This is a genomic window from Photorhabdus heterorhabditis, from assembly GCF_001280945.1.
Classification (GTDB): Bacteria; Pseudomonadota; Gammaproteobacteria; order Enterobacterales; family Enterobacteriaceae; genus Photorhabdus; species Photorhabdus heterorhabditis.
Genome location: NZ_LJCS01000062.1, coordinates 1 through 26004, shown reverse-complemented (window position 1 = coordinate 26004; position 26004 = coordinate 1). Strand labels below are relative to the sequence as shown.

16 protein-coding genes and 1 pseudogene are annotated in these 26004 nt (G+C 43.5%); 5 read left to right on the top strand and 12 right to left on the bottom strand.

Features of this window, described 5'->3' with window-relative positions:
• The 3 genes from AM629_RS17230 to ybfF form a co-directional block, all read right to left on the bottom strand.
• Positions 1–3973, bottom strand: a 3973-nt coding sequence (locus AM629_RS17230; RefSeq protein WP_054480501.1) for an RHS repeat-associated core domain-containing protein, incomplete at its 3' end; no start/stop codon positions are given.
• Positions 3974–3985: 12 nt separating this feature from the next.
• Positions 3986–4411 (bottom strand): DcrB-related protein, encoded by a 426-nt coding sequence (locus AM629_RS17225; protein ID WP_054480500.1) that lies wholly within the window; start codon positions 4409–4411, stop codon positions 3986–3988.
• 576 nt (positions 4412–4987) lie between these two features.
• Positions 4988–5797, bottom strand: a complete 810-nt coding sequence (gene ybfF / locus AM629_RS17220; RefSeq protein ID WP_054480499.1) for an esterase — start codon at positions 5795–5797, stop codon at positions 4988–4990.
• 470 nt (positions 5798–6267) lie between these two features.
• Between ybfF and AM629_RS17215 the strand changes: the two genes are divergently transcribed.
• Positions 6268–7521 carry a dicarboxylate/amino acid:cation symporter gene (locus AM629_RS17215; RefSeq protein ID WP_054480493.1) on the top strand — a complete coding sequence of 418 codons (1254 nt, stop codon included), beginning with the start codon at positions 6268–6270 and terminating at the stop codon, positions 7519–7521.
• A gap of 150 nt (positions 7522–7671) precedes the next feature.
• Here AM629_RS17215 and AM629_RS17210 read toward each other — a convergent pair.
• Both AM629_RS17210 and AM629_RS17205 read right to left on the bottom strand, forming a co-directional pair.
• Positions 7672–7971 (bottom strand): annotated as a pseudogene (locus AM629_RS17210) (hypothetical protein); the annotation flags it as partial.
• A complete protein-coding gene (locus tag AM629_RS17205; protein ID WP_054480489.1) occupies positions 7968–9881 on the bottom strand; it encodes a lipase family protein in 1914 nt (637 codons plus the stop codon). The pseudogene AM629_RS17210 and the gene AM629_RS17205, both read right to left, overlap by 4 nt.
• A 1443-nt stretch (positions 9882–11324) precedes the next feature.
• Between AM629_RS17205 and seqA the strand changes: the two genes are divergently transcribed.
• The 4 genes from seqA to AM629_RS17185 all read left to right on the top strand — a co-directional run bounded on the left by seqA (position 11325) and on the right by AM629_RS17185 (position 16868).
• Positions 11325–11849: a replication initiation negative regulator SeqA gene (gene seqA / locus AM629_RS17200; RefSeq protein WP_054480487.1), complete on the top strand. Its 525-nt coding sequence runs from the start codon at positions 11325–11327 to the stop codon at positions 11847–11849.
• A gap of 59 nt (positions 11850–11908) precedes the next feature.
• Positions 11909–13549 (top strand): phosphoglucomutase (alpha-D-glucose-1,6-bisphosphate-dependent), encoded by a 1641-nt coding sequence (gene pgm, locus AM629_RS17195; protein WP_054480482.1) that lies wholly within the window; start codon positions 11909–11911, stop codon positions 13547–13549.
• A 350-nt stretch (positions 13550–13899) separates the two neighbouring features.
• Positions 13900–14703, top strand: coding sequence for a Cof-type HAD-IIB family hydrolase (locus tag AM629_RS17190; protein ID WP_054480480.1), 804 nt, complete (start codon positions 13900–13902; stop codon positions 14701–14703).
• A gap of 614 nt (positions 14704–15317) precedes the next feature.
• On the top strand, positions 15318–16868 hold the full coding sequence (locus tag AM629_RS17185) for a multivesicular body subunit 12 (protein WP_054480478.1): 1551 nt from the start codon (positions 15318–15320) through the stop codon (positions 16866–16868).
• A 279-nt stretch (positions 16869–17147) separates the two neighbouring features.
• Here AM629_RS17185 and kdpE read toward each other — a convergent pair whose 3' ends face one another.
• From kdpE to AM629_RS17155, 7 genes are all read right to left on the bottom strand, one after another.
• Entirely contained in the window at positions 17148–17840 is a 693-nt protein-coding gene (kdpE, locus tag AM629_RS17180; protein ID WP_188093395.1) for a two-component system response regulator KdpE, read from the bottom strand.
• A complete protein-coding gene (gene kdpD / locus AM629_RS17175; protein WP_054480477.1) occupies positions 17837–20536 on the bottom strand; it encodes a two-component system sensor histidine kinase KdpD in 2700 nt (899 codons plus the stop codon). Before kdpD ends, kdpE begins: the two co-directional genes overlap by 4 nt.
• A gap of 9 nt (positions 20537–20545) precedes the next feature.
• Positions 20546–21127, bottom strand: coding sequence for a potassium-transporting ATPase subunit KdpC (kdpC, locus tag AM629_RS17170; protein ID WP_054480476.1), 582 nt, complete (start codon positions 21125–21127; stop codon positions 20546–20548).
• A gap of 11 nt (positions 21128–21138) precedes the next feature.
• Positions 21139–23205, bottom strand: coding sequence for a potassium-transporting ATPase subunit KdpB (gene kdpB, locus AM629_RS17165; protein ID WP_054480475.1), 2067 nt, complete (start codon positions 23203–23205; stop codon positions 21139–21141).
• Between the two features lie 19 nt (positions 23206–23224).
• On the bottom strand, positions 23225–24931 hold the full coding sequence (kdpA, locus tag AM629_RS17160) for a potassium-transporting ATPase subunit KdpA (protein ID WP_054480472.1): 1707 nt from the start codon (positions 24929–24931) through the stop codon (positions 23225–23227).
• Entirely contained in the window at positions 24932–25021 is a 90-nt protein-coding gene (gene kdpF / locus AM629_RS22470) for a K(+)-transporting ATPase subunit F (protein WP_072161919.1), read from the bottom strand.
• A 279-nt stretch (positions 25022–25300) separates the two neighbouring features.
• Complete coding sequence (locus AM629_RS17155) at positions 25301–25681, bottom strand: hypothetical protein (protein WP_054480469.1); 381 nt, start codon at positions 25679–25681, stop codon at positions 25301–25303.
• Between the last annotated feature and the right edge of the window lie 323 nt (positions 25682–26004).

The window sequence follows — 26004 nt, the reverse complement described above, 5'->3', positions numbered from 1 at the left end:
CTCTAAGCGCTGCCTTTCTGGAATTAAATTGGGCATTACACCCAGCAAGACCCAGCGGATCAATCCACGACACCGGATTCGGCACGTACGCATACAGGTTCAGACCCCCTGCTAATCCAATCGGGTCAGGCGTTATAAACCGGCCAATTTCCGGCGCATAATACCGATACGTATTAAAATGCAGCCCCGTCTCTTTGTCAAAATATTGTCCCGCATAACGCAGGTTTTGCCTGAAACGCGAACTCCATGATGACCGGGCCGGGTCGGTGAAGTAATCCAACGGGATGCCACCCAGTTCACCGAAAGTATTGTATTTTTCCGCCCACGCAATTTTACCCTCCTCATCCGTTACTTCCAGTGGCGCGCCGTTGATGTCCGTGTGATACCAGAAGTAATTGTGTGTGGCGCCTTTCGTGACAATGCTGGCAAGCGGGGTGTAGCTGTCATGGGATTCGTAGCAGTAGGTCTGGATTTCGCCACTTTTCGCATCCCGCTCTTGCAACAGACGCAGCCCGTGCCAGACAAAATCGGTTTGTTCATAACGCGCCAGTCCATCAATCCCGATTTTCACCACTTTGCGAATACGCCGCCCCAGAGCATCATAGTGATAACGTGCTGTTGTGTTGCCGATAACTGCCACCGTCAGGCGGTTATCACCATCATAACGATAATGCTGTGTTTCGCGCATCTCATGCGCCCGGCTGATAACGTTGCCATGCGGGTCATGTTCATAGCGCCATTCGCGCCAGTGGCTCAGGCGGTCGCCCTGCGGCTCCATCGTTTTGCCCAGCCCCCGTTCTTCCGCCTCACGTTTCAGTATCGACTGGGGTTGCTCCAGCAGGTTATCCGCTCGGTCATACCACAACATATCATCATAAGCGCTGCCCCAATGCGTCACTTTTTTCAGGCGACTTTCAGAGTCATAGAGATATTCGATCATGCCCCGGTAATGATCTTCCATCACCTGCAATTCGTCTTGTGGGTTGTAGAGCCACGCCCGCCACGGCTTGCCTTCGCTAAGATAGGGCTGGGGCTCTGTATTGGTCCGTTTCAACGGCAGGCTATACTGGTGGGTACAGCGTCCTAGTGGATCATAATCACGAAGTTGGAACAGCTTGCCCTGTGTGCGGCGCGTTTCACGATGCAGACGGTCACGCTCGAATTCAGTGATAAGTGTCTGTTCATGCCGGATGGCACTCAGGTGACCCGAGCCGTAGTAAAGCCAGCTTAAGGTGCCACTGTGTGGCAATGTGAGTGCGGTCAGGTTATCCAGTTCATCATAGTCAAATTGGAGGCTGTCGTCGCCGTTCTGCTCCCGAGTGACCCGCCCCAGTGCGTCATAATCAAAACGCACCGTGTTGGACTCTATCCCCAGTTGTTTACCGTTATCATTAGGTTCGCGCCGGGCTTCCAGCAGTCTGCCCATCTTGTCCCACTGGTACTGATAAGTGTCCGTGTGAGTTTCCCGCTGAATAAGATGACCCGCCGCATCATAATGCTGGTGTACCCGATGCTCCGGGTACTTGAATACTTTGTCACCCATGCGCCGTTCAAGGCTCAGCAAGCCCGCTACGTTGTATTCGTACTGGATTAAGGTGTCGTCGGGGCGGATTTCTTCGATTAATCGTCCTTCCGCATCACGGTTCAGCAGGTAACGGCCATCGTTGGCGTTGTCGAGCCGGACCAGATGGCCTTCGGGACTATAGCGATAATGCACCTTCCGTTGCAGCCGGTCAGTGACACAAACGACCTGACCCAGCGCGTTATATTCCCAATGACGGGGCGGGTTTTGATTGCGTTGGTGGCTGATAAGCTGGCCCGCCTCGTCCCACGTCATTTGTTCGGTGGAGTCATCAGGATAGGTGACCTGAGCCAGCTGACCGTTATCATCATAGTGATAGCGGGTACTTTCCATCAGGGCATTGGTGACTTTTTCCAGCCGATTCTCCCGGTCATAACTCCATATCGTGGACTGACCCGAACAATCCGCATGGCGGATAAGCTGTCCCTGCGCATTCCACAGAAACTGGCTCTCGCCCCCTTTAGCATCCGTGCGCCGGTCAGGCCGCAGCGTGTGACGATGCATATAGTGGTAGTGCGAGGTCTGTTTCAGTGGCGAGGTTTCACTGACCAGTCGCCCGACGTCATCGTAAGTCAGCGCCGTTTCCGTGCCATCCGGCCAGAAGATAAAGGTGAGCCGGTCAGTATCATTTTCGTACTGCCAGCGGGTCTGGTTGCCGTTAGCATCAGTGAAACTCAGCTGGCGACCATGCTTATCCCATTCACTCAGGCGGGTATTACCGTCTGCATCTTTGTAGCCGTTCGGCAGGCCAAATTCATCCCACAGGATATGATGTTCGGTGCCTGTGCGGTCGAGACAGTGGATGATGTGGTGCGCGTCGTTGAGGAGCCACACCGTGCGGGTACCGTCATGCCAGTGGGCCGTACGGGTGAGGTTCTCGTCATCGTATGCCAGCCGAAAACCAGCCCCTTCGCTAGTTTGTTGGGCAGTGACGCGCCACAAGCCATCTTCATCCTGCTCCCACTGGTAATCACAGCGTAACCCCCGCGCATCCTGATGCCAGGCCATCAGACCGTGTTCAGTCCAGCCGAATTGGCGTTGGAGAGGGTCATTACGATGGCTGACCCCGGTCAATTGCGCCTGGTCATTATAGTGGTAGCGGCAAAGCGGGATACGCTGACCATCATGGAGTTCGCGCCAGACGGCGGTGAGACGGGAAACCGTTTGGTTATCATTTTCCCTTATCACGTAATCGCAGTGCAGGTTAAGCCCGCCGCTGCCCGTGATGTTGACCATCTGACGCTGCTCATTGTAATGGAAGCGCTGCTCGTTACCCACATTATCGCGAATATGGCTTAGGCGGCTAATGCCGTTATCATCGAACTCCGCATAATGGTAAACCTGTTCGCCAGCATCACGGATTTTCCAGGTATCTGCCGGTGTGTGTATCAGGTCGCTTTGAGCGTCAGGGCAAAAACAGCGGTGCCCTGCCGGCACGTCAGGAAATGGCACGATATTCCCTGAAGGGGAACGCCAGAGCAACCCGTCCTCCACGCGCGTGAGGCGGCTTTCCCAGAACAAGTTCCAGCCCGGTCCGAGTACGCTGTCATAGCGATAGCTGCTCAGGTAGCTGCGTTGCCAGTCAAGCGGCAGTTCGCTCTCCAGCACAAAATCCAGCTCGTCCTCATCGTTCAGGAACTTTTGTCCGGCAATGACTTCCACGGGGTTCATGAGAATCCCCACGACAGGCACAGCCACAGCCAGCGGACCCAGCCGACAGGCGATTTTGCGGATTTTATCCGCCCCCGGTATCTTGCTGAACAGCTTTTGCAAAGCGCCGGGGCCTTTGGCTGCCGCACCACCGAAACTGATTAACCCTGCCGCAAACATCGTTAAATCGGAAACGGTATACGCCCATGGGGGGATTTCCGGCACAATTTGGGCCGTCTGCGCCGTTCCCCCGCCGATGAAGACATTAGATGAACCGGTCATGACTGCCGCATCACAGACCGTTTTGTCTCCGACCCGCACCGCAGGATAGCCATTGATGAAAACGGAATCAGAACCCTCCGCCATCTGGCGAATGCCGTTCTCTTTGCTGCATTCCACCTGACTGCGTGTCGCTATAGCAGCGGGTTTGTTGTTGATAGAAACATTGGGGGAACCCTCCTTGATTTCCCCGCAGGGACTTCGCGAGGAGGCCCCCGCAGAGACGCAGGCATCACGCGCCATGTCACCTAAATATCCCGCTGCCATTCCCACCGCAATAGAGGCGCCAATCAGCAAAACACCTACCCCGATACAGGATGCGGCCAACCCCGCGACAAAGAGGGCGCCTGATAAAATTCCCCCGGCAGCTGAAATTAATGAACCTATGACTGTGCCCGCAATCAATCCCGCCATGGCACTGGAATGACCGATTGTGTCCCCCACTCGCGCCGCTTCTGGCATTGTATCCCCTCCTTAGAACTGGAAACTTTTCAGGCAATCATCCAGCCACTGCCGCTGAACCTCGGTGAATACCTGCCGGGATGATAGCGTGAAAATCAGCGCTTTTTTCTCATCTGACAGGAATACCGCCTGATATTGATAGACTTGCTGCCCTTTTTGGGGACGATAACGGGAGAACAATGCTATACCTTGCAACAGGTTATCACCCAGAATTGCAGGTTGTTCTTCCAGTAATTGCCAGTCACGCAGACCCTTTTTCAGCAGACTTTTCTGGCGGGTGAGGTAACTGGCGAGATCTTCGCCTTCGGTCAACGAGTCGCGCGAGATGTTGAGTACGGGAGCATCGGGTGCGGTAATGATGTTTACGGTCTGTTCCTGATAGCCTGCCGGCAACATAATGCTGCCTTCAGTGAACCGACAACGTGGGTGATTATCCATATATGTCTTTTTGTCTTATTTTTATTCAATCATTCAGTCATATCAATCAGGTAGAATTAACAGCAATACTGAATTGATAACTAAAATTGAATATATTTAAGGGGGGTATCTTCATAGTCATCAATAAAGATACACAATCAGTCATGCTATCCATTTTATATTCAGGTAAAAAGATATAACAAAAAGTCTGCGGTGTCTTGATTGTCAGACAAATTCATCCCCCATTAATTTAATAAAATGTGATGGAAATCACGAAATAATGCCGATGATTTCGCTGAAAACCCCTTTTAATTAAATTAAATAGTAAGAATCCGAATTAAGTACATTCGTCTTCGCCGGTTTATAGATCTTGCATTATTCACCAGATAAGATTAACTCTGTATTTTATCTAATATTCATAATATTAAATAAAATATCCCTATTGTCATCAACAGCTCATTGCGAACGGTTTGTTTAAGCATCGTTGCTCAACTATGTCGGATGTTGACCTTAAAAAGAAGAGCGTTCATTTCCCATAGTTCTGGGATAAAATAATGAAGTGGCTCACAGAGTAGGTGAGCCGTTCTTTATCATTAACTAACTGATTTTTTGTTTCTCACATGATCCTACATCAGTGTTCAGAAAACGATGAATTGCTCTTAAAACCGCATCTGGTTTTTCTGAGTGAACCCAATGACCGCAATCGGCGATAACCCAAGCTTTAGCGTGTGGAAATTGTCTGGCGATATCATCACGGTACTCTTCCTGAATATAAGGAGAAAGGCCACCACGAATAAATAGAGCGGGGTGAGGCCATGCGGGAATTTCCTGCCAGCCAATAATCTTTTCATATTGATTGATTAATACTGGTAAATTGAATTTCCATTCTCCCTGACGGAATGATTTTAGTAAAAACTGAATGACACCTTCTTCCTGAATATCTTCCCGCATAATTTCAATAGCATCTTGACGGGTTTTAACTCCCGCTTTCGTGACTTTATTTAATGCTGTAAATATCTTATCATGGCGGCGAACCTGGTAGGCGACAGGTGCTATATCAATAAGGATAATTTTTTCTATTCGTTCTGGTGCCAGTGCGGTCATTGTCATTGCGATTTTACCGCCCATTGAATGACCAATAATAATGGCTGACTGAATTTTCAGATGATCCAGCAGAGAAATAATATCTTGAGCCATATCGCGGTAATCGATGTTATTGACCCACGGGGATGAACCGTGGTTGCGTACATCAACTTGAATGACTGGATAATATTGCTGTAAATTACGGGCTAAGACGCCAAGGTTATTTAGATCACCAAATAAACCGTGGATCAATACAACAGGTGTGGTAGAGACCGGATTTTCCGGTACTTGTATATGATAATTTAGCTGGCTGTCTAATTTCATGATGAAAAATTTTTTCCTCTGGGTATTAAATGTCATGCTACATATTGTCAGGGATACTGTTGCTTAAAGAGCGAAAAAGCAACCAGAATGCAATTATAGTTAATAATCTTTTTTAATTAAATTGTTCTGAAAATGTTCAAGGTGTCAAAAATTTGTTAATTTTCCAACAGTAATGCTTAATGGATTGAAAGATAAAAACTCTTCAAATAACAAATATTTTTAAATAGGAAGTTATAAATAACTTGTGAGATGATTATTGATTCAGTCACTTTAGTATGGTTATTCATTGTGTGTTTATGTGATCTATATCTTAAAAAATTGTGTGTTGGTTTTAAAATTTTGTGAAAAAATGATTAATGGTTATGTTATATTTTGTACAAATTAATACATAAGGTAAATTAAACAGTAATCATACTGTTCTAATAAGAATAAATAGAATCTGATTTTATACTATGGATTAGGAATTAATAGTGAAAAAAAATTTACTAAAAAGTCTTTATTTTCAAGTTTTGGTTGCAATAACTATCGGTATTCTTCTGGGGCATTTCTATCCTGAGCTTGGGACAGAAATGAAGCCGTTGGGAGATGGATTTGTAAAATTAGTCAAGATGGTTATTGCACCTGTTATTTTCTGTACTGTTGTGACAGGAATTGCAGGTATGGAAAGTATGAAAGCTGTTGGTAAAACAGGCGCTATTGCACTGGTATATTTTGAAATAGTTAGCACAATTGCTTTGATTATTGGGCTGATAGTTGTCAATGTTATGCAGCCTGGTGCAGGGATGAATATTGATCCATCCACATTAGATGCTAAGGCTGTATCTATATATGCGGAGAAAGCGTCTGAACAAGGCACAATTGCATTCCTGCTTGACGTTATTCCGAACAGTGTAATAGGGGCATTTGCCAGTGGTAATATTTTGCAGGTTTTGTTATTTGCGGTGTTATTTGGCTTTGCACTTCATCGTTTAGGCGATAAAGGAAAACCAATCTTTAATATTATTGATGGTTTCTCTCATGTGATATTCGGTATTATCAATATGATAATGCGATTAGCGCCTTTGGGGGCTTTTGGGGCAATGGCATTTACCATCGGAAAATATGGTATTGGTACATTAGTTCAATTAGGGCAATTAATCGTTTGTTTCTATATCACCTGTGTTCTTTTTGTCATATTTGTTTTAGGAACAATAGCTAAAGCCACAGGATTTAATATTTTCCGGTTTATTAATTACATTAAAGAAGAATTATTAATCGTATTGGGCACATCCTCTTCTGAATCTGTATTACCTCGTATGTTAGATAAAATGGAGAAGGCGGGATGTCAGAAATCTGTTGTTGGTTTGGTTATACCGACAGGATATTCATTTAATCTGGACGGAACTTCTATTTATTTGACAATGGCAGCCGTATTTATTGCACAGGCAACAAATACTCATATGGATATCGTGCATCAAATAACATTATTGGTTGTGTTACTTTTATCCTCTAAAGGTGCCGCTGGCGTGACAGGTAGTGGATTTATTGTATTAGCGGCAACAATTTCTGCTGTTGGGCATTTACCATTAGCAGGGTTGGCGTTGATTCTGGGCATAGATCGTTTCATGTCGGAAGCAAGAGCTTTAACAAACCTAATTGGCAATGGAGTTGCAACTATCGTAGTAGCAAAACGTTGTCGTCAGCTTGATGAAGATAAATTAAACCAAGCATTAAATGCTAAATAAATTAATGAGTTGGTTTTAACTTACCGATGACAAATTCGGTCTTTAGTACCAATGTTTGTTAGCTAACACTATAATAAATTGATTGATAAGTTAGCCGTTCAGGAAAGCCGGGTCAGATAATGATTCGGTTTTCCTGTTATTGTACGGGGATAGTTTAGCCTGAAAATAACCGGTTTGTGGGTCTGCCTTTACATCTAGGCGCAATCCGTTATAAGTTGGTACTTTAAAAGGTGACATACCCGCATCCAACTGATATTTAAGGCAGTCTTTTGAGATATACAAAGCAGATATATACGGTTTGGTGTATTTCGGCGCGACACCCTCCACGGTAATTGACGGCCCCTTTCCGGCAGATGAAAAGGGAAATAGCCAGTTAAAAAAGGTATCACCAAACGCCCAGTAAATAAAAGAGAGAAATAATAAGAGCAACATTATTTTCAATATCTTCATACTGATAGTTCCTTCTTATCGCAGTAATGTTGTAAGGCCAGTGTGCTTTGTTCTTCCTGTTGGCTGACGGTCAGTGATTTTATTAACTGTTTGTCCATCTCCAGAAAATAGAGATTACGATAGTAAATGTTGTCAGGGATAAGCATCTTATCATTATCCATTGTCGCCTTAAATTGACGCTGACTGTCCTGATAGACCGTAATCTTATCCGGTTCGCATAACTCTCTGAGGCGCTCATCTATATAACCCGCATATTTATACGAGCTATGATTAGAAAAGCCAAATCCCCCTTTTAAATCAGCCCCTCTGTTTTCAACAAACAGTTTATCTTTTTCTTGTTGACTGAGCTGATTAAATAACGCATTTTGCCGCTCACCGGCCAGAGAAAAATCCTTTTCTGTTTCCGGGTTTAATTCAGGAATTAAATAAAGCTTAGTGGTGTTATTCAATACTTCTTCGGTCACAGCCGTTATAAGGAGGGCATTCCTGGCGGAAATCAGCCATTCCGGGCAACTGTTGGCTTGAAAAAAATGAACAACCTTACCATGATGCAAATAGATTTCTTTACTGTCAGTCGTTTGTTTAATGGCTTTAACAATCGGTGACGGTGGCAACAACTTTATCATTGCCCATTCATATCCCACCGGCACCCAGTAATTAAAAAATCTATTATCCATATCCTGTTCAAAAGGCACCGAAGGGATCGGGTCATCTTCATTTACATGACGATAATGGGTAATGGCAGACAATTCCTCTACCGCACTGCGGGTCAATGTTCTTGGCATCCCATAACTGTAGAGACAAGGATTATGTTCTTTCAGTTGTGCGCTGTGCAATAATGCCAACGCGCCTCCCAAACTATGGCCACAAATAAATAATCGCTTGTTTTTAACTAAGTTAATAATGTCACTGAATACTTTTTTATCCTTATCACTGGGGACTATTAACTCTCCAACCAAATTAAACGCTTCCCAAAATCCTTTGTGCACTTTACCACTATGGATAAACCCACTGCATAATGCTTTGTCATCATCGCAGCTTAAAGCCAATGGCTGGAAGGTGGCATCAGTCAGGTAATTTTCCAGAGTAGCCGTACCCCGCCAACTGATAATCACATCTTTCTTACTGGCAGCATAAAACAGTTTGGTATCACCCTGTTTATGATCCCCTGCTTGTGAATCAATAAACTCCACCTGAGTATAACGTTCACTAAATGGCACATTATAAACCACAGGTGCCGCCGACGCTTTTTCCACCTGATAAGGCAGTTTGGAAACATCCACCATTTGCCGGTTAAAAAAATGTTTAACAGAACCTTCAATATCAACATCCCCGCCCGCATAAGCCAATACGCTCATCAAACACTGATTATAGGCATTCACAATGGAATACTCTTTCTGATGATGCAATAGCAAAACCCAGGCCCGGAATGGACACACTTCCAATACATATCGCTGATTTAACGGATGGACCTGATAGCCTTTGGGTTCCGGATCAGGAAAATGATAGGGGGGTGGGATATCTTTGGGGTCCCATCCTTTAATCACCGGCAGCCCATCATTGATTTGCCCGATAGTCACATAACGATATTGATGGCCTTCAGCTTCGGCTTTTGGTTTCACCACCGATGCCTCTTCTCCCCGTATTTCTCGCAATGGCCGTTGTTCCATCTCATCCGCCAGCGATTGGGCATGGATATACAATTTCACGGGATAAGCTGACAGGTCTTCTTCCCGGAGTACCCCGAAACCATCCGTCTTCCCCCGGCGCACATGATCCGGCAGTCCCCTGCTTATCAGGCCATAAGGCATATTGACCAAGGGTTTCCCTTGTTCATCCACCAACTGAAATTCCACCCAGTGTTTCAGTATTCTACAATCAAAACAGTCTAGCGGATTTAATGTACTCATCAGTGTTGTTTCCTTTGCTTGCTATTACATATAGGCGCGTAACCCAAACATCATGGATTGAAAGTCTCATAAGACCTCTGCCCGTCTATCAATCACCTTCATCCTCAGAAAAGCACCTGTGCTGATGAAACCAACATAGATATCCCGCCAGAAATGAAAATGATTGATTTCATTACCAAAGAAATAAGGTAGTAAAAATCCTATCCCACAGACAAAAAGCCGTGACAATAGTGAGCTGAACGACAGGAATACAGAAATGTATCCCTATCAGATTAATCCCTTTGAACAAGGGGAACGGAGTTTGAAGTTTCCTTCATACTGACCATACGATGGAACTTAAGTTATGATTATTAAATCATCACCAAATGGCAAGAAAAATTTTCATTTTTTTAATTTATGAACAGTAAATTTTGTAAGAAAGTGTTACAAACTCAATAGAGATTGAGTTATCGGCAATCTTATATAAGGATAAAATAATAAAAATAACTTATTTCTAAGATAACACCGCTGGCATTAAATACCGGAGATATTGGCTATCTTACCCAACCCGTTGTTGGCCGATTTTCTGTTAGACATAGATAATGCCCTGATGATTCAATTGAGTCTGAATGGTATGGTGGACGTTAGTATAATGCGCTATCCAGCTGCTAATATCGTAAATTTATATATCCACCGTTGGGAAATTATTGAGAAATGAAACAACATTGATTGAATAACAATTTCACCCCACGAAGTAAGTAACCCGCCTTGGTTTCCTAAGCTACGAACGTGTTAATAAATTTTCTATAGTGTTAACTGATAACAGTGTTAATTGATATTTTATTCGGATTTTTTATTTCCACAGAGGAAGTTCATTCATAACGATAAATAAAGAATATAAAAATATCCTTGTTCATCGTGAAAAACAGTTTATTTCTAGATTAAGTTTTGGGCCGATTGGGTATTGGCCTCAGAATTCGGAAACACCCACTATATTATTTTCCGTTTAAACAGTAATTCGTCCAACATGGCGTTATGACTCCAGGCTTGTCTATCACCATCTGAATCCGTATTTTTGTCAGCTTGAATGGCATATTATAACCTGCATTTATTATTTTTACTTTTCTGACAAATCAGACATGCAAGGTAAATAACGAATGTCTGTAATGAATCCTTTTTATCGTTTTTTGGCCGCGGAGTGACCAAATGCTCATTGTTACTTGGGTTTTTCTTACTCTCCAGCGGTTTTGAAAGGTAATTGAAGCCGCTGCAAATTTGGGTTGATTATATTTTCTGAAATTTTATGTAACTAATTGATTTGTTTTAGATGAAAAGAGTCTATTTTGTTACGTTGTTTTCCCCACGGAAATACTTTTAAGTTATTGAAATTTTACTTGTTTTGTTTTCCCTATTTATACTTTATAATCCAGCTAAATTTTTTATTTAGAACAGTACTGGATAGAAATGAAAACAATAGAAGTTGATGAAGACCTTTACCGCTATATTGCCAGCCATACACAGCATATTGGTGAAAGTGCATCTGATATTTTACGGCGAATGCTGAATTTTAACGCCGAACAGCCAGTACAAAGTGCACAGTCTGCCAGCGCTGTGGAGAAAGCGCCAGTAGCCCGCCCGCGTGATTCTGTTCGCGTTATACGTGAATTGCTGCTTTCAGATGATTATGCTGAGAAGAAAAAATCAGTTGATCGTTTTATGTTGATCTTGTCCACGTTATATAGTTTGAACAGCGAAAGTTTTTCTCAGACTACCGATGAGATGCATGGCCGCACCCGGGTTTATTTTGCCGGTGATCAACAGACATTGCTTGCTAGTGGTAAACAAACCAAACCACGTCACATTCCAGGTACACCTTTTTGGGTAATTACTAACACCAATACTGACCGTAAGCGTAATATGGTTGAGCAAATTATGCAGGATATGAAATTCTCAGCCAATCTTATTGAAAAGGTGTGTGGCACGATTTAACTGATTAAAGCTGCGCTGCGAAATAGGCAAAACGGTGCAGCTATCCAGGAGAAATTAAAGTGGCAATTCATTCGCGAGCGGGGCAGCTTACCCGCCAAAGTGATCTGATAAACGTAGCACAACTGACGTCGCAGTATTACACCTTACATCCTCAGCCAGAAAATCCGCTGCATAAGGTTAAATTCGGGACATCCGGCCATCGTGGTAGCTCTCAGCGTAGTAGTTTTAATGAAGCCCATATTCTGGCCATTGTTCAGGCAATAGCAGAAGTGCGCAAGCAGCAGGGGATAAATGGCCCTTGCTACGTGGGTAAAGATACTCATGCTTTGTCAGAAGCGGCTTTTATTTCTGTGCTGGAAGTACTGACGGCTAACCATGTAGATGTGATTGTGCAGGAAAATAACGGGTTTACTCCAACGCCTGCGATTTCTCATGCCATCCTCTGCTATAACCGCCAGAGGGGAGAGTTGGCTGATGGGATTATTATTACGCCATCCCATAATCCACCGGAAGATGGCGGTATTAAATATAATCCGCCTAATGGTGGCCCCGCAGATACTGATCTGACCGCGATTATTGAACGTCGTGCTAATGAGTTGCTTGAAGAAGGTCTGAAAAGCGTTAAACGTCTGCCATTTGCTCAAGTATTGAGTAGTGAATATCTACACCAGCAAGATTTAGTGGAGCCGTATGTTGCTGCGCTTGGGGATGTGGTTGATATGGTTGCTATCCAGAAGGCAGGGTTGAAAATCGGCATTGATCCTTTGGGTGGTTCCGGTATTGCGTTCTGGCAGCGTATTGGTGAGTACTACCATTTAGATTTGACATTGGTTAACGATCAGGTAGATCAAACATTTCGTTTTATGCATCTGGATCACGATGGTGTCATTCGCATGGATTGCTCGTCCCCTTGGGCAATGAGCGGTTTGCTGTCAATGCGCGATAAGTTTGATCTGGCTTTTGCAAACGATCCTGATTATGACCGCCACGGTATTGTGACTCCTGCGGGGTTAATGAACCCAAATCACTATCTGGCAACGGCAATAGATTACCTGTTTCGCCATCGTCCACAGTGGTCAGCAGATGTCGCGGTAGGTAAGACACTGGTTTCCAGTGCAATGATTGATCGCGTCGTGGCCGATTTGGGGCGTGAATTGGTGGAAGTTCCGGTTGGTTTCAAGTGGTTTGTTGACGGTCTGCATAAAGGTGAATTGGGCTTTGGTGGTGAAGAGAGTGCTGGCGCTTCTTTCCTGCGTTTCGATGGTACGCCATGGTCCACGGATAAAGACGGCATTATTTTGTGTTTGCTGGCGGCAGAAATGACGGCAGTGACAGGGGAAAACCCACAGCAGCGTTACAATAAGTTAGCTGCCCGTTTCGGTACACCGAGCTACAGCCGTATTCAGGCGTCGGCAAGTCATCAGCAAAAAGCGCTATTAGCCAAGCTGTCGCCAGACATGGTGAAAGCGGACAAACTTGCGGGTGATCCAATCACCGCCCGGTTAACGAAAGCTTCTGGTAATGGAGCATCAATCGGTGGTTTGAAGGTGATGACAGAGAATGGTTGGTTTGCGGCCCGCCCATCGGGGACAGAAGAAGCTTATAAAATTTACTGTGAAAGTTTCCTTGGCCCTGAGCATAGGGAAAAGATTGAACAGGAAGCACTGAATATTGTTAATCAGGTTTTTGCTGCCGGTTAATATGTTATTCAATTAAAAAAATCCGCAATCGGCTGTAATGGTTTTTTGCGGATTTTTATTTAAAATTGATAAATCATTTCGGTTAGTAGATATTTTAATTTGGTTGGATGGTTTCCAGTTTTTATCGCCGATGTTTCATCTAATGAGTAAATAATCATTACGCGTATTCAATGGTGAATCAGATTCTGTTTTCTATTTTTAAAAAAATTAAATATACCAGATTAAAAAGTATCTACTGTGAAAACATTAATTATAGTTTGGAAGAAAGCATGATATTGATAAGTAATTATTTCTTGAATTTATTAGTAAATTTTAGATAATAACTGTTTTTACTGTATTGGAATACGCTAATGTATAATCTTATTGCTACAGATCTTGATGGAACGCTTTTACTTCAAGGGGATACGATTGGTAAGTTTACCCGCCAGGTGTTAACTGATTTATCAAATATGGAAAAGCAAATTGTGTTTGCTACTGGCAGGCATCATACGGATGTAAGTTCCCTTGTGGATGACTTTGATATACCGATACACTTGATTACTTCTAACGGGGCCAGATTAACAACGGCTTGTAAGAACCTGGATATCAGACAATATCTACCAAGCCACATCGTAAAACAACTGATTGAAGAGACGCAGGCGGATAATGATTTAGTGATCAATATGTATTGTGGTTCTCAATGGTTAACCAGTGAAATACACCATAGTTTCAGTGACTTTAATCAGAATGATAATTTTAGTCCAATAGTCAAATCAGCTGATGAAATGCCTTGTGAGATGGTTGAAAAAATTTTTTTCATTCATAAGAGAAGAGATCATGATGAGTTGGTTAAATTAGAACATCATTTAATTAATCTATTTTCTGATAGTACCAATATCGCTTTCTCATTCCCTTGGTGTTTGGAAGTAATGGATAGTGTTGTTTCAAAGGGATGGGCTTTAACTCAGTTAGCTGAGTTTCTTGGCATTCCAATCAGTCAAACTATTGCATTTGGCGACGGAATGAATGATGTGGAAATGCTTTCAACGGTGGCTAAGGGCGTGGTAATGGGAACTGCGCATGATAGGGTTAAACAAGCGCTTCCTCACGCTGATGTTATCGGTTCTTGCCGCGAAGAATCCGTGGCCCATTATTTATCTGAAAATATGTGTTAGGTAAACTTGAGGCGTCAGGATTCAGATCTTGGCGCCCTTTGAAAGATAACAGGTATATAACAATTTAATTGTTATATATCCCGTCTATTAATTATTTTGTAAAATTATTCCTATTGTTTTAATTTGCAAATTAATAGTTATGAATATTCAATGTGGAAATAATGAATAAAGAAATGATATGCTAATTTTTCGCTATGAATTTAAAGAAAAAACATGATATTGTCGATAGTGATTGATATTTTAAATAAACTGAATGGCGCTGGTAAATTAAGTTTATAAATACATAATATGACAAATTATTACTTTTGATGGTAATTTTGTTTTATTGTCGAATAGCATCTATTTCAGGGCGCACATTATTATTTTTACCATCACTTTATTGATATTTCTCACTTCTACTCTATTCTTTTTATACCCAATAGATTTCAAGATGGATCGCGACGGTAAGGGAGCGAATCCCCGGGAGCATAGCTAACTCTGTGACCGGGGTGAGTGCCACCAACAAAGAGGCAACTTGAAAGATAACAGGTATATAGGTATTAAACTCCGAATCCTCATCCAGAATGCGGCGATATCTATTGTCAATTTATTCCCTATCAATATGAGGTTCCATTATGTCTAACGATAAAACAGGAAAATCACTAGAACAGGAAAACAGCGAAAGAGATGTCGAAATATGTGGCCGAAATTATTTTCGAAAACTGTCCCTATTCGATGATACTGTTATAGCTGGTGCTGAAATGATCGGCACAAGTTATGATGTTTTTGGTAAATATTGCAATGTGGGAAGTTGTATGAATTCGCTTTTCGATGAGCGGAAAGTTAACTCAAGTGAAGATAATTTCAAAAAAATCACTATTCTCGGCAAAACCCTAAAAGTCCCTTATTATGTCGATTGTTATAGTGTCGGGGACTTAAAATATACCAATGCATCAGGCGAATCTATTGAGTCATATCAAAGCAGTATTTCCAGTAAAAGCCGCATTAAAGGTAACTATTTATTCTTTAGTGCATCACTGAAAGTCGATTTTGATACAGATAGTCTGACGGCTTTTGAAAATGCGTTTTCCCGCATTCAGTATACTTATGATCTTTATATACTCAAAAGTTCAGCAGAAGCGTTAAAAGAGTTTCTTAAAGAGAGTGTTAAAACGGCCCTTGATAAGGCGGATACTGAGGAGGATATGAATGACCTATTTAATACTTGGGGCTCTCACTTTCTGAGTGGCGTGGTCATGGGTGGCTGCGCGCAATATTCATCATCTACGAACAAATATACGTCGAATCTAACAAACTCTTTTGACGTGGTTGCCGCAGCCTCATTTGCGGGATTTATCGGTCTCTCTGTTCGTACAGACAATTCATTTAAGGAGGATATAAAGAAGTTTCGTTCAGCATCCAACATAAAAACCCACGCCATTGGCGGTGACTTGTCTCGATTTGATCCTTTTGGTAGCGCGACAAGCTCAGAACAACCTTCCGCAGAAGAAATAGCTGCAGCGAAAAAAGCCTTTGAAGACTGGAAAGCCAGTGTTCCCAATGCCCCTGAATTAGTTAACTTTGCAGACTCCAACCCCTTGACGGGGATTTGGGAACTGTGTTCAGACAGAACACAAAAGGCCAAGCTTAAAAAGCATTTTGAAACTGTTTGGGCTCCGGCGGAGTCGGCTAAACGACGTGTGCATGCGGATTATATTGATAAGATTATTATTGGTATTGGGAATTACGGCTCTCCTCCTGAAGGATATATTGGATTAGAAAACGGTAAAGGTTCAGAAACATGGCTGAATTACCAGGACAAGATAAATATTTGTCTTTTTATGCATAAAGCAAAATATGATCCCGCTATTGATAATAAAGATTGCATCACTGAGTTGAAGTTTATTACTGTAAAAGACAAAAGTCCGGGGGGAGATTGGGTTAAGATCCCTCAAAATATTTATAACTCATCCAGTAACTATTTATATTTGTGTTACTTACCAGCAAAATATTCCGCTGAGAAGGCGATAAAGGACATTCAAGTGCTATGCAATCAGTATAGCTCCAGTATGATACTGCCTTATGGATATAACGATGTTTTGGATGAAAGAGGTGAGAGAGTTAATACTGACAACGCTCATGTTCATTATCTTATCTATAGCGCCGGGTGGAACTGGAAAATCTAAATGAGTGAGTTTTAGCCATCTGGAAATGGCTAAAAACAGCGTCACCTTTGGGGAATTTATTTCCCCTTTATTAATTCAGAATATTCTTACCCCGTGATCTCACTATATCTTCATAATGAACTTACAGATTTGTTCAAACTTTGCAGTTATTCTGAATTTTAGCTCCAGTGAATTGCAGCTAATATGCACTGAAAAACGCAATAAATAAATGCAGGCTTGCGATATTTCAAAAGCGGGTTGCTGAAAACCAGAATCTTGTGACTTAGCAATGGGAGCGAGTCACGGCATAAAACGATAGCCAACGCCGGTTTCAGTGAGCAAATGTTTTGGTCTTGTTGGGTCAGTTTCCAGTTTTTGTCGCAGATGCCCCATATATATCCGCAAATAATGGTTATGTTCGACATAATTAGGACCCCAAACCTGATTCAGTAGCTGGCGTTGGGTGAGTACTTTACCGCTATTTGCTAGTAATTCGCCCAGCAAACGGAACTCAATGGGAGTTAGATGTAGTTCTTTCTCATTTTTAGTTATCCGGCGATTAATGAGATCGACAGTGACATCAGAAAAATGAACGATAGATTCTTCCTGATTGGTTCTGGCAAAACGGCGCAAGGCGACCCGGACTCTTGCTAACAATTCACTAATGCCAAACGGTTTACTCAGATAATCATCAGCGCCGGCATCCAGTGCCGCCACTTTAACGGTTTCTGTATCACGGGCAGAGAGAACAATAACTGGAATTGAACTCCATTGGCGCAGATCACGGATCAAATTAATACCGTCACCATCGGGTAATCCCAAATCAAGAATAATCAGATCAGGCTTACGGGTTCCTGCTTCAATCAGACCTCGTTTCAGCGTATCACTTTCAAATACGCGACAGCCTTCACCTTCCAGCGCTAGCCGAACAAAGCGTCGGATCTCTTTTTCGTCTTCAATAATTAAGATGGTACTGTTATTGGTAATAGTCACATCTCCTCAGTGAGCTCTTCAATCTCAGGTGGCTTCTCTAACGGTAGAACAAAGTGAAAGCTTGCTCCACCTTTTTCGTTGTTGTCAGCCCAAATATTTCCACTATGAATTTCAATAATTGCGCGACAGATTGCTAATCCAAGGCCGACTCCAGGAATGGCGGATTCTTTGCGGGCGCGGGAAAATTTATCGAAAATTAATTGCTCCTGTTGTGGTGGAATGCCGTTGCCGGCATCCCAAACTTCAATGTGAATCTGATTTTTTTCTGTTGTTGCTTTAATGCCCAATGGGGTTTGTTCAGCCGTATATTTGATGGCGTTTTCTAATAGATTGATAAAAACCCGTTCCAGTAAACTGCCATCACAGTGCAGCAATAAGCCCGATGGTAGGGAAACGGTGACCGGGTGACGATTGAGCGCATATTCCAGTGAACGCAAGGTACTGCCGACGATCTCTTCCAGTGATTGCCATTCCAGATTGAGTTGAATACCCCCGGATTGGATACGTGCCATATCCAGCAAATTGTTGACCAGACGGGAAGTGCTGAGAATTTGCTGACGGATTTGATTCACTTGCTTAGTATGCGGAGAGCCGTCAGCAGATAAGTCTAGCATCAGGATTTCTGCCTGACCGAAAAGCACCGTCAGAGGGGTACGTAAATCGTGTGAAAGGGCTGCCAGAAGTGAGTTACGTAATTGCTCCCGTTCTGTATCCAATTTAGCCAATTCTGCCTGACGGGAGAGTTGTAATCTTTCTAGTGCGTTGGCAATCAATCGGGTAAAAGTTTGCAGTAATCGCTGCTGTTCAGGGATAAGTAGCTGGCGTAAATAGGCGGGTTCAATAGCCAGTACACCAAAAGTCTGTGAAGGTGTTGCCACTGGCAGTAATTGATAAGGTACGCTAGGCAAGGTATCGGTTCCCGCGCCTGCGGGGTGATTCTTATCAAAACTCCATTTCGCAATGGCATCATCAATCAACATATGACCGCCATTATTTGTTGTGAGCTGGCGCAATTCACCATCATCATTGGGTAAAAATAGGCCGGTTTTAGCCTGAAAACCATTGGCAAGGAAATGGTAGCTGGTCCGGGCAATATCCTCTTCATTCAGTGTTCGGCTAAATTCGCGGGTCATTTCATACAGATGTCGGGTTCGCTGTTCGCGGTAACGGGCAATGTTCGCCTGATATCTGATTCCCGCTGTCAGGTTTCCTACCACGACACCCACTATTAGCATGACGGTAAAGGTCAATAGATACTGCATATCCGTGACAGCAAGAGACCAGTGTGGTTGCACAAAGAAAATATCGAAACTGATGACATTAATAAAAGCGGCAAAGACTGACGGCCAGCGTCCATAAAATAGCGCGATAATAACGACACCAAGCAGATAAAGCGTGACAAGATTAGCTTTATCAAGGGTTAGCAGTAGAGTACGGGAGAACAAGGTGATAAGCGTGCAGAGAGTGATAGCAGCCAGGCAACCTTGAATTTGTCCTTGCCATTTTTCACTGACAGGGCGGTTGTCCTGTTCTTTATCCCATTGACCACGCGCTTCCAGGGCGACAATCACCAAATCCAGATCTGGCCCTAATTTTCCTAATCGGTCAGCAAAACCGGGCAACCATTTCCAGCCAAACAGCTGCTGGCGGGATTCACAACGACGGCCTATCAAAATTTTGCCAAGGTTATGTTCTCTTGCATAACGTAATACTGCTTTTTCTTTGTTTGGATCGGAGAGTGTCGCTGTTTCAGCCCCCAATTCATGCGCTAATCTGAGCGCTTTTAAGATGGTGCGCCGTTTACCTTCTGGCAATTGGTGCAGTTTTGGCGTTTCAACATAAATTGCATGCCAGATACAACCTAGCCGGGCGGCAAGGCGGGCTGCGGTACGGATCAGTTTTTCATTACCAGAACTGTGACCGATGCATAGCAGAAGATTATCGCGGGTATGCCAGACCGGCTCATGTCCTTGTGTATCGCGGAATGCACGCATTTGATCATCAACGCGATCGGCAGTACGACGTAAAGCCAGCTCTCGCAATGCAATCAAATTGCCCTTACGGAAAAAGTGTTCAATGGCGCGTTCTGCCTGACTGGGAATATAGACCTTGCCTTCATTAAGCCGCTGGCGCAGATCATCGGGAGGCAGATCAACCAACACAATTTCATTAGCTTGATCAAAGATATGATCAGGAACGGTTTCTCTGACTCGGATGCCGGTAATGTCACCAACGACATCATTAAGGCTTTCCAGATGCTGAACGTTAATGGTCGTTAGCACATCTATTCCAGCTTCAAGTAACTCTTCAACATCTTGCCAGCGTTTGGGATGGCGGCTGCCGTGAGGATTACTAAAGGCCAGTTCATCCATTAGAATCATAGCCGGATGGCGGGCAATGGCGGCATCAAGATCAAAGACGGTGATTTTCCGTCTTTGGTAGTGCATCTGTTTAGGTGACAGCTGTGGTAGACCATCAAGCAAAGCGGCAGTTCCCTGCCGCTCATGAGTTTCTACCACACCGATAACCACATCCAGCCCTTGAGCACGCAATCTATGAGCTTCTTGTAACATGGCATAAGTTTTCCCCACGCCAGCGCAGGCACCAAAAAAGATTTTTAATTTACCGCGCTGTTTCTCATTAACCAGTGTCAGTAATTCATCAGGGTCAGGACGTTGTGGTTCGTGTTGATCCATATTCCAGCCTTACTGTTTTTTCTTTTGCAAATTATCCAGAGCAAGATTGAGTTTTAACACATTAATAACCGGTTCACCGAGAAATTCTGATGGGGGTGTTTCCGTATTATCTCTGATTAACTGTTTTATCACTTTAACGGGTAAATGGCGTGCATCAACGACACGTTGGGCTTGAAAGTTAGCAGCTGCGGGCGAGATATGAGGATCAAGGCCACTACCGGATGCGGTCACCAGATCAACGGGCACTGGAATGTCTGGTTGGTAGTTAAATTTGCGCAGTTGCTCAACTCTATGTTTGATTTCATCAGCCAGTATTGGATTGGAGACAGACAAATTGCTGCCACCGGATGACTGGGGGTTATAAGGGTGGTCTGCGGTAGCGGAAGGGCGCCCTTGGAAATAGATATCTTTTGTGAAGGGTTGACCAATCAATTCAGAGCCAACTACCTGACCATCTTGTTCCACCATAGAACCTTGTGCCTGATAAGGGAACATCAGCTCTGACAAACCCGTTGCCAGCAATGGATAAGCTACGCCAGTAATCAGAGTCAGGAATATCAACAATACAACAGAAGAACGTAACCAAGTCATTTTCATCACCTTTATTTAAATATCAGCAAAGTCAGCAACATATCTATCAGTTTGATGCCGATGAAAGGCGCTATCAGACCACCCAGACCATAAATCCACAGATTGCGGCGTAACAGTGACAACGCATGCATCGGCCGATAGCTAACACCTTTCAAAGCCAGTGGGATCAGAAACACAATAATCAGTGCATTAAAGATAACGGTCGATAAAACCGCCGAAGTGGGTGAATACAGGTGCATGATATTCAAGATATTTAATTGTGGATAAGTGATGGCAAACGCCGCCGGGATAATGGCAAAATATTTTGCAATATCATTGGCGATACTGAATGTGGTCAGAGAACCGCGTGTCATCAGCATCTGTTTACCAATATGAACCACTTCAATCAGTTTGGTTGGGTTGGAATCCAAATCCACCATATTGCCAGCTTCTTTGGCGGCCTGAGTGCCTGAATTCATGGCAACCGCAACATCAGCCTGAGCAAGTGCCGGCGCATCGTTAGTTCCATCACCGGTCATGGCGACCAGACGGCCTTCGGATTGATATTGGCGGATAAGGGTCAGTTTGGCTTCGGGGGTCGCCTCAGCCAGAAAATCATCCACGCCTGCTTCTGCGGCAATAGCCGCTGCGGTTAGGCGGTTATCGCCGGTAATCATGACGGTTTTGATCCCCATGCGGCGCATCTCACTGAATCGCTCTTTGATGCCACCTTTAACAATATCTTTCAGCGCCACAACACCCAATACTCGTTGATTTTCTGCTACAACCAGTGGTGTCCCCCCTTTACGTGCCACGTTTTGAACCAAAACTTCTACTGCCTCGGGGAACTTTCCGTGATTGATTTCAATATGGCGGCGAATGGCATCTACCGAGCCTTTGCGGATCAGGCGATTTTCCACATTAACGCCACTCATGCGGGTCATGGCGGAAAAAGGAACAAAAGTTGCATTCAGTGAGTGCAGATCACGTTCACGCAGGTTGAATCGCTGTTTTGCCAGAATGACAATGCTGCGTCCTTCCGGCGTTTCATCTGCCAGAGAAGAGAGCTGAGCAGCATCTGCCAGCTGTTGTTCCGTCACACCGGACACAGGCAGAAATTGAGATGCCTGACGGTTCCCCAATGTGATTGTGCCGGTTTTATCCAGCAGCAGGACATCCACATCACCCGCTGCTTCAACCGCCCGTCCGCTGGTGGCAATGACATTAGCACCCAGCATACGGCTCATACCCGCGACACCAATGGCAGAAAGTAAGCCGCCGATAGTCGTAGGAATAAGACAGACTAATAACGCGATTAATACAGTGATGGTGATCGGTTGACCAGATTGGTTAGCCTCCACACTAAATATTGAGAATGGCAGTAGAGTGACACACACCAACAGGAAGATAATCGTCAGCGCGGTAAGCAGAATGGTCAGGGCAATCTCATTGGGGGTTTTGCGACGTTTAGCGCCTTCTACCATTGAAATCATGCGGTCAAGAAAAGTTTCACCGGGATTGACCGAACATTCAACCACCAACCAGTCAGACAGCACGCGTGTACCGCCAGTAACAGAAGAGAAGTCACCGCCAGATTCGCGGATAACCGGGGCAGATTCTCCGGTGATAGCACTTTCATCAACGGAAGCGCCACCTTCAATAACTTCACCATCACAAGGGATAGTTTCACCGGCTTCAATAATGACAATGTCACCTTTGCGCAGGCTATCAGAGGGAACTTTCTCTCGGCTTGCATCACGACTGGCTGAGGTGAGTTTAATCGCCCAGCTGGTTTTTCTCACGCCTTTAAGACTCGCGGCTTGAGCTTTGCTTCTGCCTTCTGCTAATGCTTCGGCAAAGTTAGCGAACAGCACGGTAAACCACAGCCATAAGGCGATATTGCCAGTAAACAGCGTATTTTCTTTAAGCTGACCAGCCAGCATAGCAATCCATAAAATGGTGGTTAACCCGCTACCCAGATAGACCACAAACATCACTGGATTACGCCATTGCGCCGCCGGATGGCATTTTTTTATTGAATCAATAAGTGCATTACGAATTAAAGAGGGTTCGAATAATGCCCGTTGTTTGTTTGTCATATGTTCCTCACTTTGGCACTTACCGGGATATCAGCCAGATTTGTAAATGTTCAATGACCGGGCCAAGGATCAGAGCTGGAATAAAGGTCAATGCACCGATTAACATAATGGTCAGGATTAGTAAGCCGATAAACAGCGGGCTATCGGTTGGTAGTGTGCCGTTGCTGGCAGGCTGACGTTTTTTTGTTACCAAAGAGCCAGCAATAGCCAGTACTGGCAGGATGACACCAAAGCGGCCAAGAAATATCACTGTTGCCAGCAGCAGGTTATAGAACAGGTTGTTTGCACTGAGGCCAGCGAAGGCACTGCCGTTATTGTTGGCCGCAGAGGAAAGGGCATAAAGTACTTCACTGAAACCATGAGCACTGGGGTTTAGAATACCCACGCGTCCATTTTCTGTTGATATGACAAGAGCAGTACCTAAAAGCACCAGTGTAGGGGTAACCAGAATCGCCAGTGCAACCATTTTCATCTCGAATACTTCGATTTTTTTCCCGAGATATTCAGGAGCACGCCCTATCATTAAACCGGCGATAAAAACGGTTAGCAGAACAAACAGCAACATGCCGTATAAACCGGAACCCACACCACCGAACACGACTTCGCCAATTTGTATCAGCCACATTGGGATCATACCGCCAAGTGCGGTGAAGGAGTCATGCATAGCGTTGACGGCACCACAGGAAGCGGCGGTTGTCACTACGGCATAAATTGAGGTTGCAAGAATACCGAAGCGGTTCTCCTTACCTTCCAGATTGATATTGCTGTCAGCACCTAACAGGCTGAGATGTGGATTGCCTTTCAATTCGGCATACATGACCCCCAAAGTGGCAATGACAAAGATGATACACATTGCCCACAATAAAGCGTGTCCCTGACGGTTATCGTCAATGACTTGACCAAAGGCAAAGCAGAGTGCGCTGGGGATAAGGAGGATCGACAAGATCTGAATAAAATTGCTGATAGCGGTTGGATTTTCAAAAGGGTGAGATGAATTAGCCCCAAAGAATCCACCGCCATTGGTTCCCAACAATTTAATTGCTTCCTGAGAGGCAACGGGTCCCATCGGGATTAATTGTTGTTGGTCTTCAATGGTATGAATGAGCTGATAAGGTTCGAAATTCTGCATCACGCCCTGACTGACAAAAACCAGCGCGATAATCATAGACAGCGGTAACAGCAGATACAGTGTAATGCGTGTGATATCAACCCAGGCGTTTCCCACAGTTTTCACACCATGACGGGAAAATGCGCGTATCAGGGCAAATGCCACCGCGATCCCGGTTGCCGCAGAAAGAAAGTTCTGTACTGTCAGGCCAGTCATTTGACTAAAGTAACTGAGCGTGTTTTCCCCACTGTATGCTTGCCAATCGGTATTTGTAATAAAGCTGACCGCTGTATTCAGTGCCAGATCCCACTTAAGCCCGGGGAAATGTTGAGGATTAAGTGGGAGACTGCCTTGTGTGACTAAAAGGGTAAATAACAGTAATAGCCCAGTCAGATTAAAAATAATGATAGCTAATGCGTATTGCCACCAGTTCATCTCTTTAACTGTGCCGCCAGGTTTCTGTAAACCACAGCAACGCCAAAGGCCAGACTCTGTTCTCGTTAGCCAGCGTGGAATATCGCCTTCGATCATATTGGCAATAATACTTCCAAGCGGTTTTGCTAACAGCAGTAAAATCAGTAAGAAACTTGCGATCAGTAAAAAAGCGGATGCAGCCATTTAAAAATCCTCCGCATGGAGTAACGCATAAATCAGATAAACTAATAGCAGAGCTATCAATAACGCGCCGGAAATGAAGAATATGCTCACTGCTTATCTCCTTAGGATTTGGATAGGTATAAGGTTAAGCAGGCAGATGAAAAGAAGCTGATAAAAGAGTGAGTGGATGTGTAAAAAAAGTATAAAAATGACAATAATAAGTGAGGTTAAAAAGAGCCTCCGTCAAAGGCTACTTAGCTCATTTGTTTCAAAAGTCATTCACAAGGACAAATAATCACTGTTGAGTATTAATATGATTATTAGGATTTAATAAAAAATACTTAATTAATCTATGGTTTTTTTCAGGAAGAAAAAAACCATAGATTTTCATCAATTTAAAGAGTTGACTATTTCTTCAAATGTTATATTCGAATCTATTGCCTGATAGAAACCATTTTCAACATGCATTGGCGTAATTATATTGGTATTTTTCAATATTGGTTTATTGTTAAAGAAAACAGATATTTTTTTTCCTACGTTTTGCTTTATAAAAAGATTAAATGGTTTGCTACAATGAGAGTTATTTTTTACTTTGATGAAAATGGAATGGTAATTATCTCCTTTTTCCGGAAAAATTTCCTCTATACATAATGGAGTCAAATGAAAAGTTTCACCATTTGCTTTATAGTCAATAGAAAAAGCGTGTTTTTTGGAGACGCAGCCTGAAATATTTGTTATTAATATCAATAACATAATAGTTAATGCTTTCATCTTTCCTCCTATTATCTGTCATAGTTAATTCACGATCATTCTGGAAAAACAGTATGGTGCAAAGGCATACATCATTTTTCCGTGTTCATATAATAATTATCAATGAAAATTTTTATATTAGCAATCTTTGTTTCTATTGCCAGAATCGAAAGGCTATTTTCACATGGCTATTTCGTTAATTTCTTTATTTTTTTCAATAAGAATTATCTATTGAGTCTAAATAAGATTCTAAAATAGCGCTACATCTTATACCACTTATAACTCCATATATAACAATGGGTTGAAGAAGGCCATGTGTAGCGGAATTATGAAAAGCTATTTAG

Bases quoted from the DNA above. Each gene is read 5' to 3' on its own strand.
- AM629_RS17205 (WP_054480489.1), bottom strand. From the start codon at position 9,881: ATGAGTACATTAAATCCGCTAGACTGTTTTGATTGTAGAATACTGAAA.
- ybfF (WP_054480499.1), bottom strand. From the start codon at position 5,797: ATGAAATTAGACAGCCAGCTAAATTATCATATACAAGTACCGGAAAAT.
- AM629_RS17190 (WP_054480480.1), top strand. From the start codon at position 13,900: ATGTATAATCTTATTGCTACAGATCTTGATGGAACGCTTTTACTTCAA.
- seqA (WP_054480487.1), top strand. From the start codon at position 11,325: ATGAAAACAATAGAAGTTGATGAAGACCTTTACCGCTATATTGCCAGC.
- kdpB (WP_054480475.1), bottom strand. From the start codon at position 23,205: ATGACAAACAAACAACGGGCATTATTCGAACCCTCTTTAATTCGTAAT.
- AM629_RS17225 (WP_054480500.1), bottom strand. From the start codon at position 4,411: ATGGATAATCACCCACGTTGTCGGTTCACTGAAGGCAGCATTATGTTG.
- AM629_RS17155 (WP_054480469.1), bottom strand. From the start codon at position 25,681: ATGAAAGCATTAACTATTATGTTATTGATATTAATAACAAATATTTCA.
- kdpC (WP_054480476.1), bottom strand. From the start codon at position 21,127: ATGACTTGGTTACGTTCTTCTGTTGTATTGTTGATATTCCTGACTCTG.
- kdpD (WP_054480477.1), bottom strand. From the start codon at position 20,536: ATGGATCAACACGAACCACAACGTCCTGACCCTGATGAATTACTGACA.
- AM629_RS17185 (WP_054480478.1), top strand. From the start codon at position 15,318: ATGTCTAACGATAAAACAGGAAAATCACTAGAACAGGAAAACAGCGAA.
- kdpA (WP_054480472.1), bottom strand. From the start codon at position 24,931: ATGGCTGCATCCGCTTTTTTACTGATCGCAAGTTTCTTACTGATTTTA.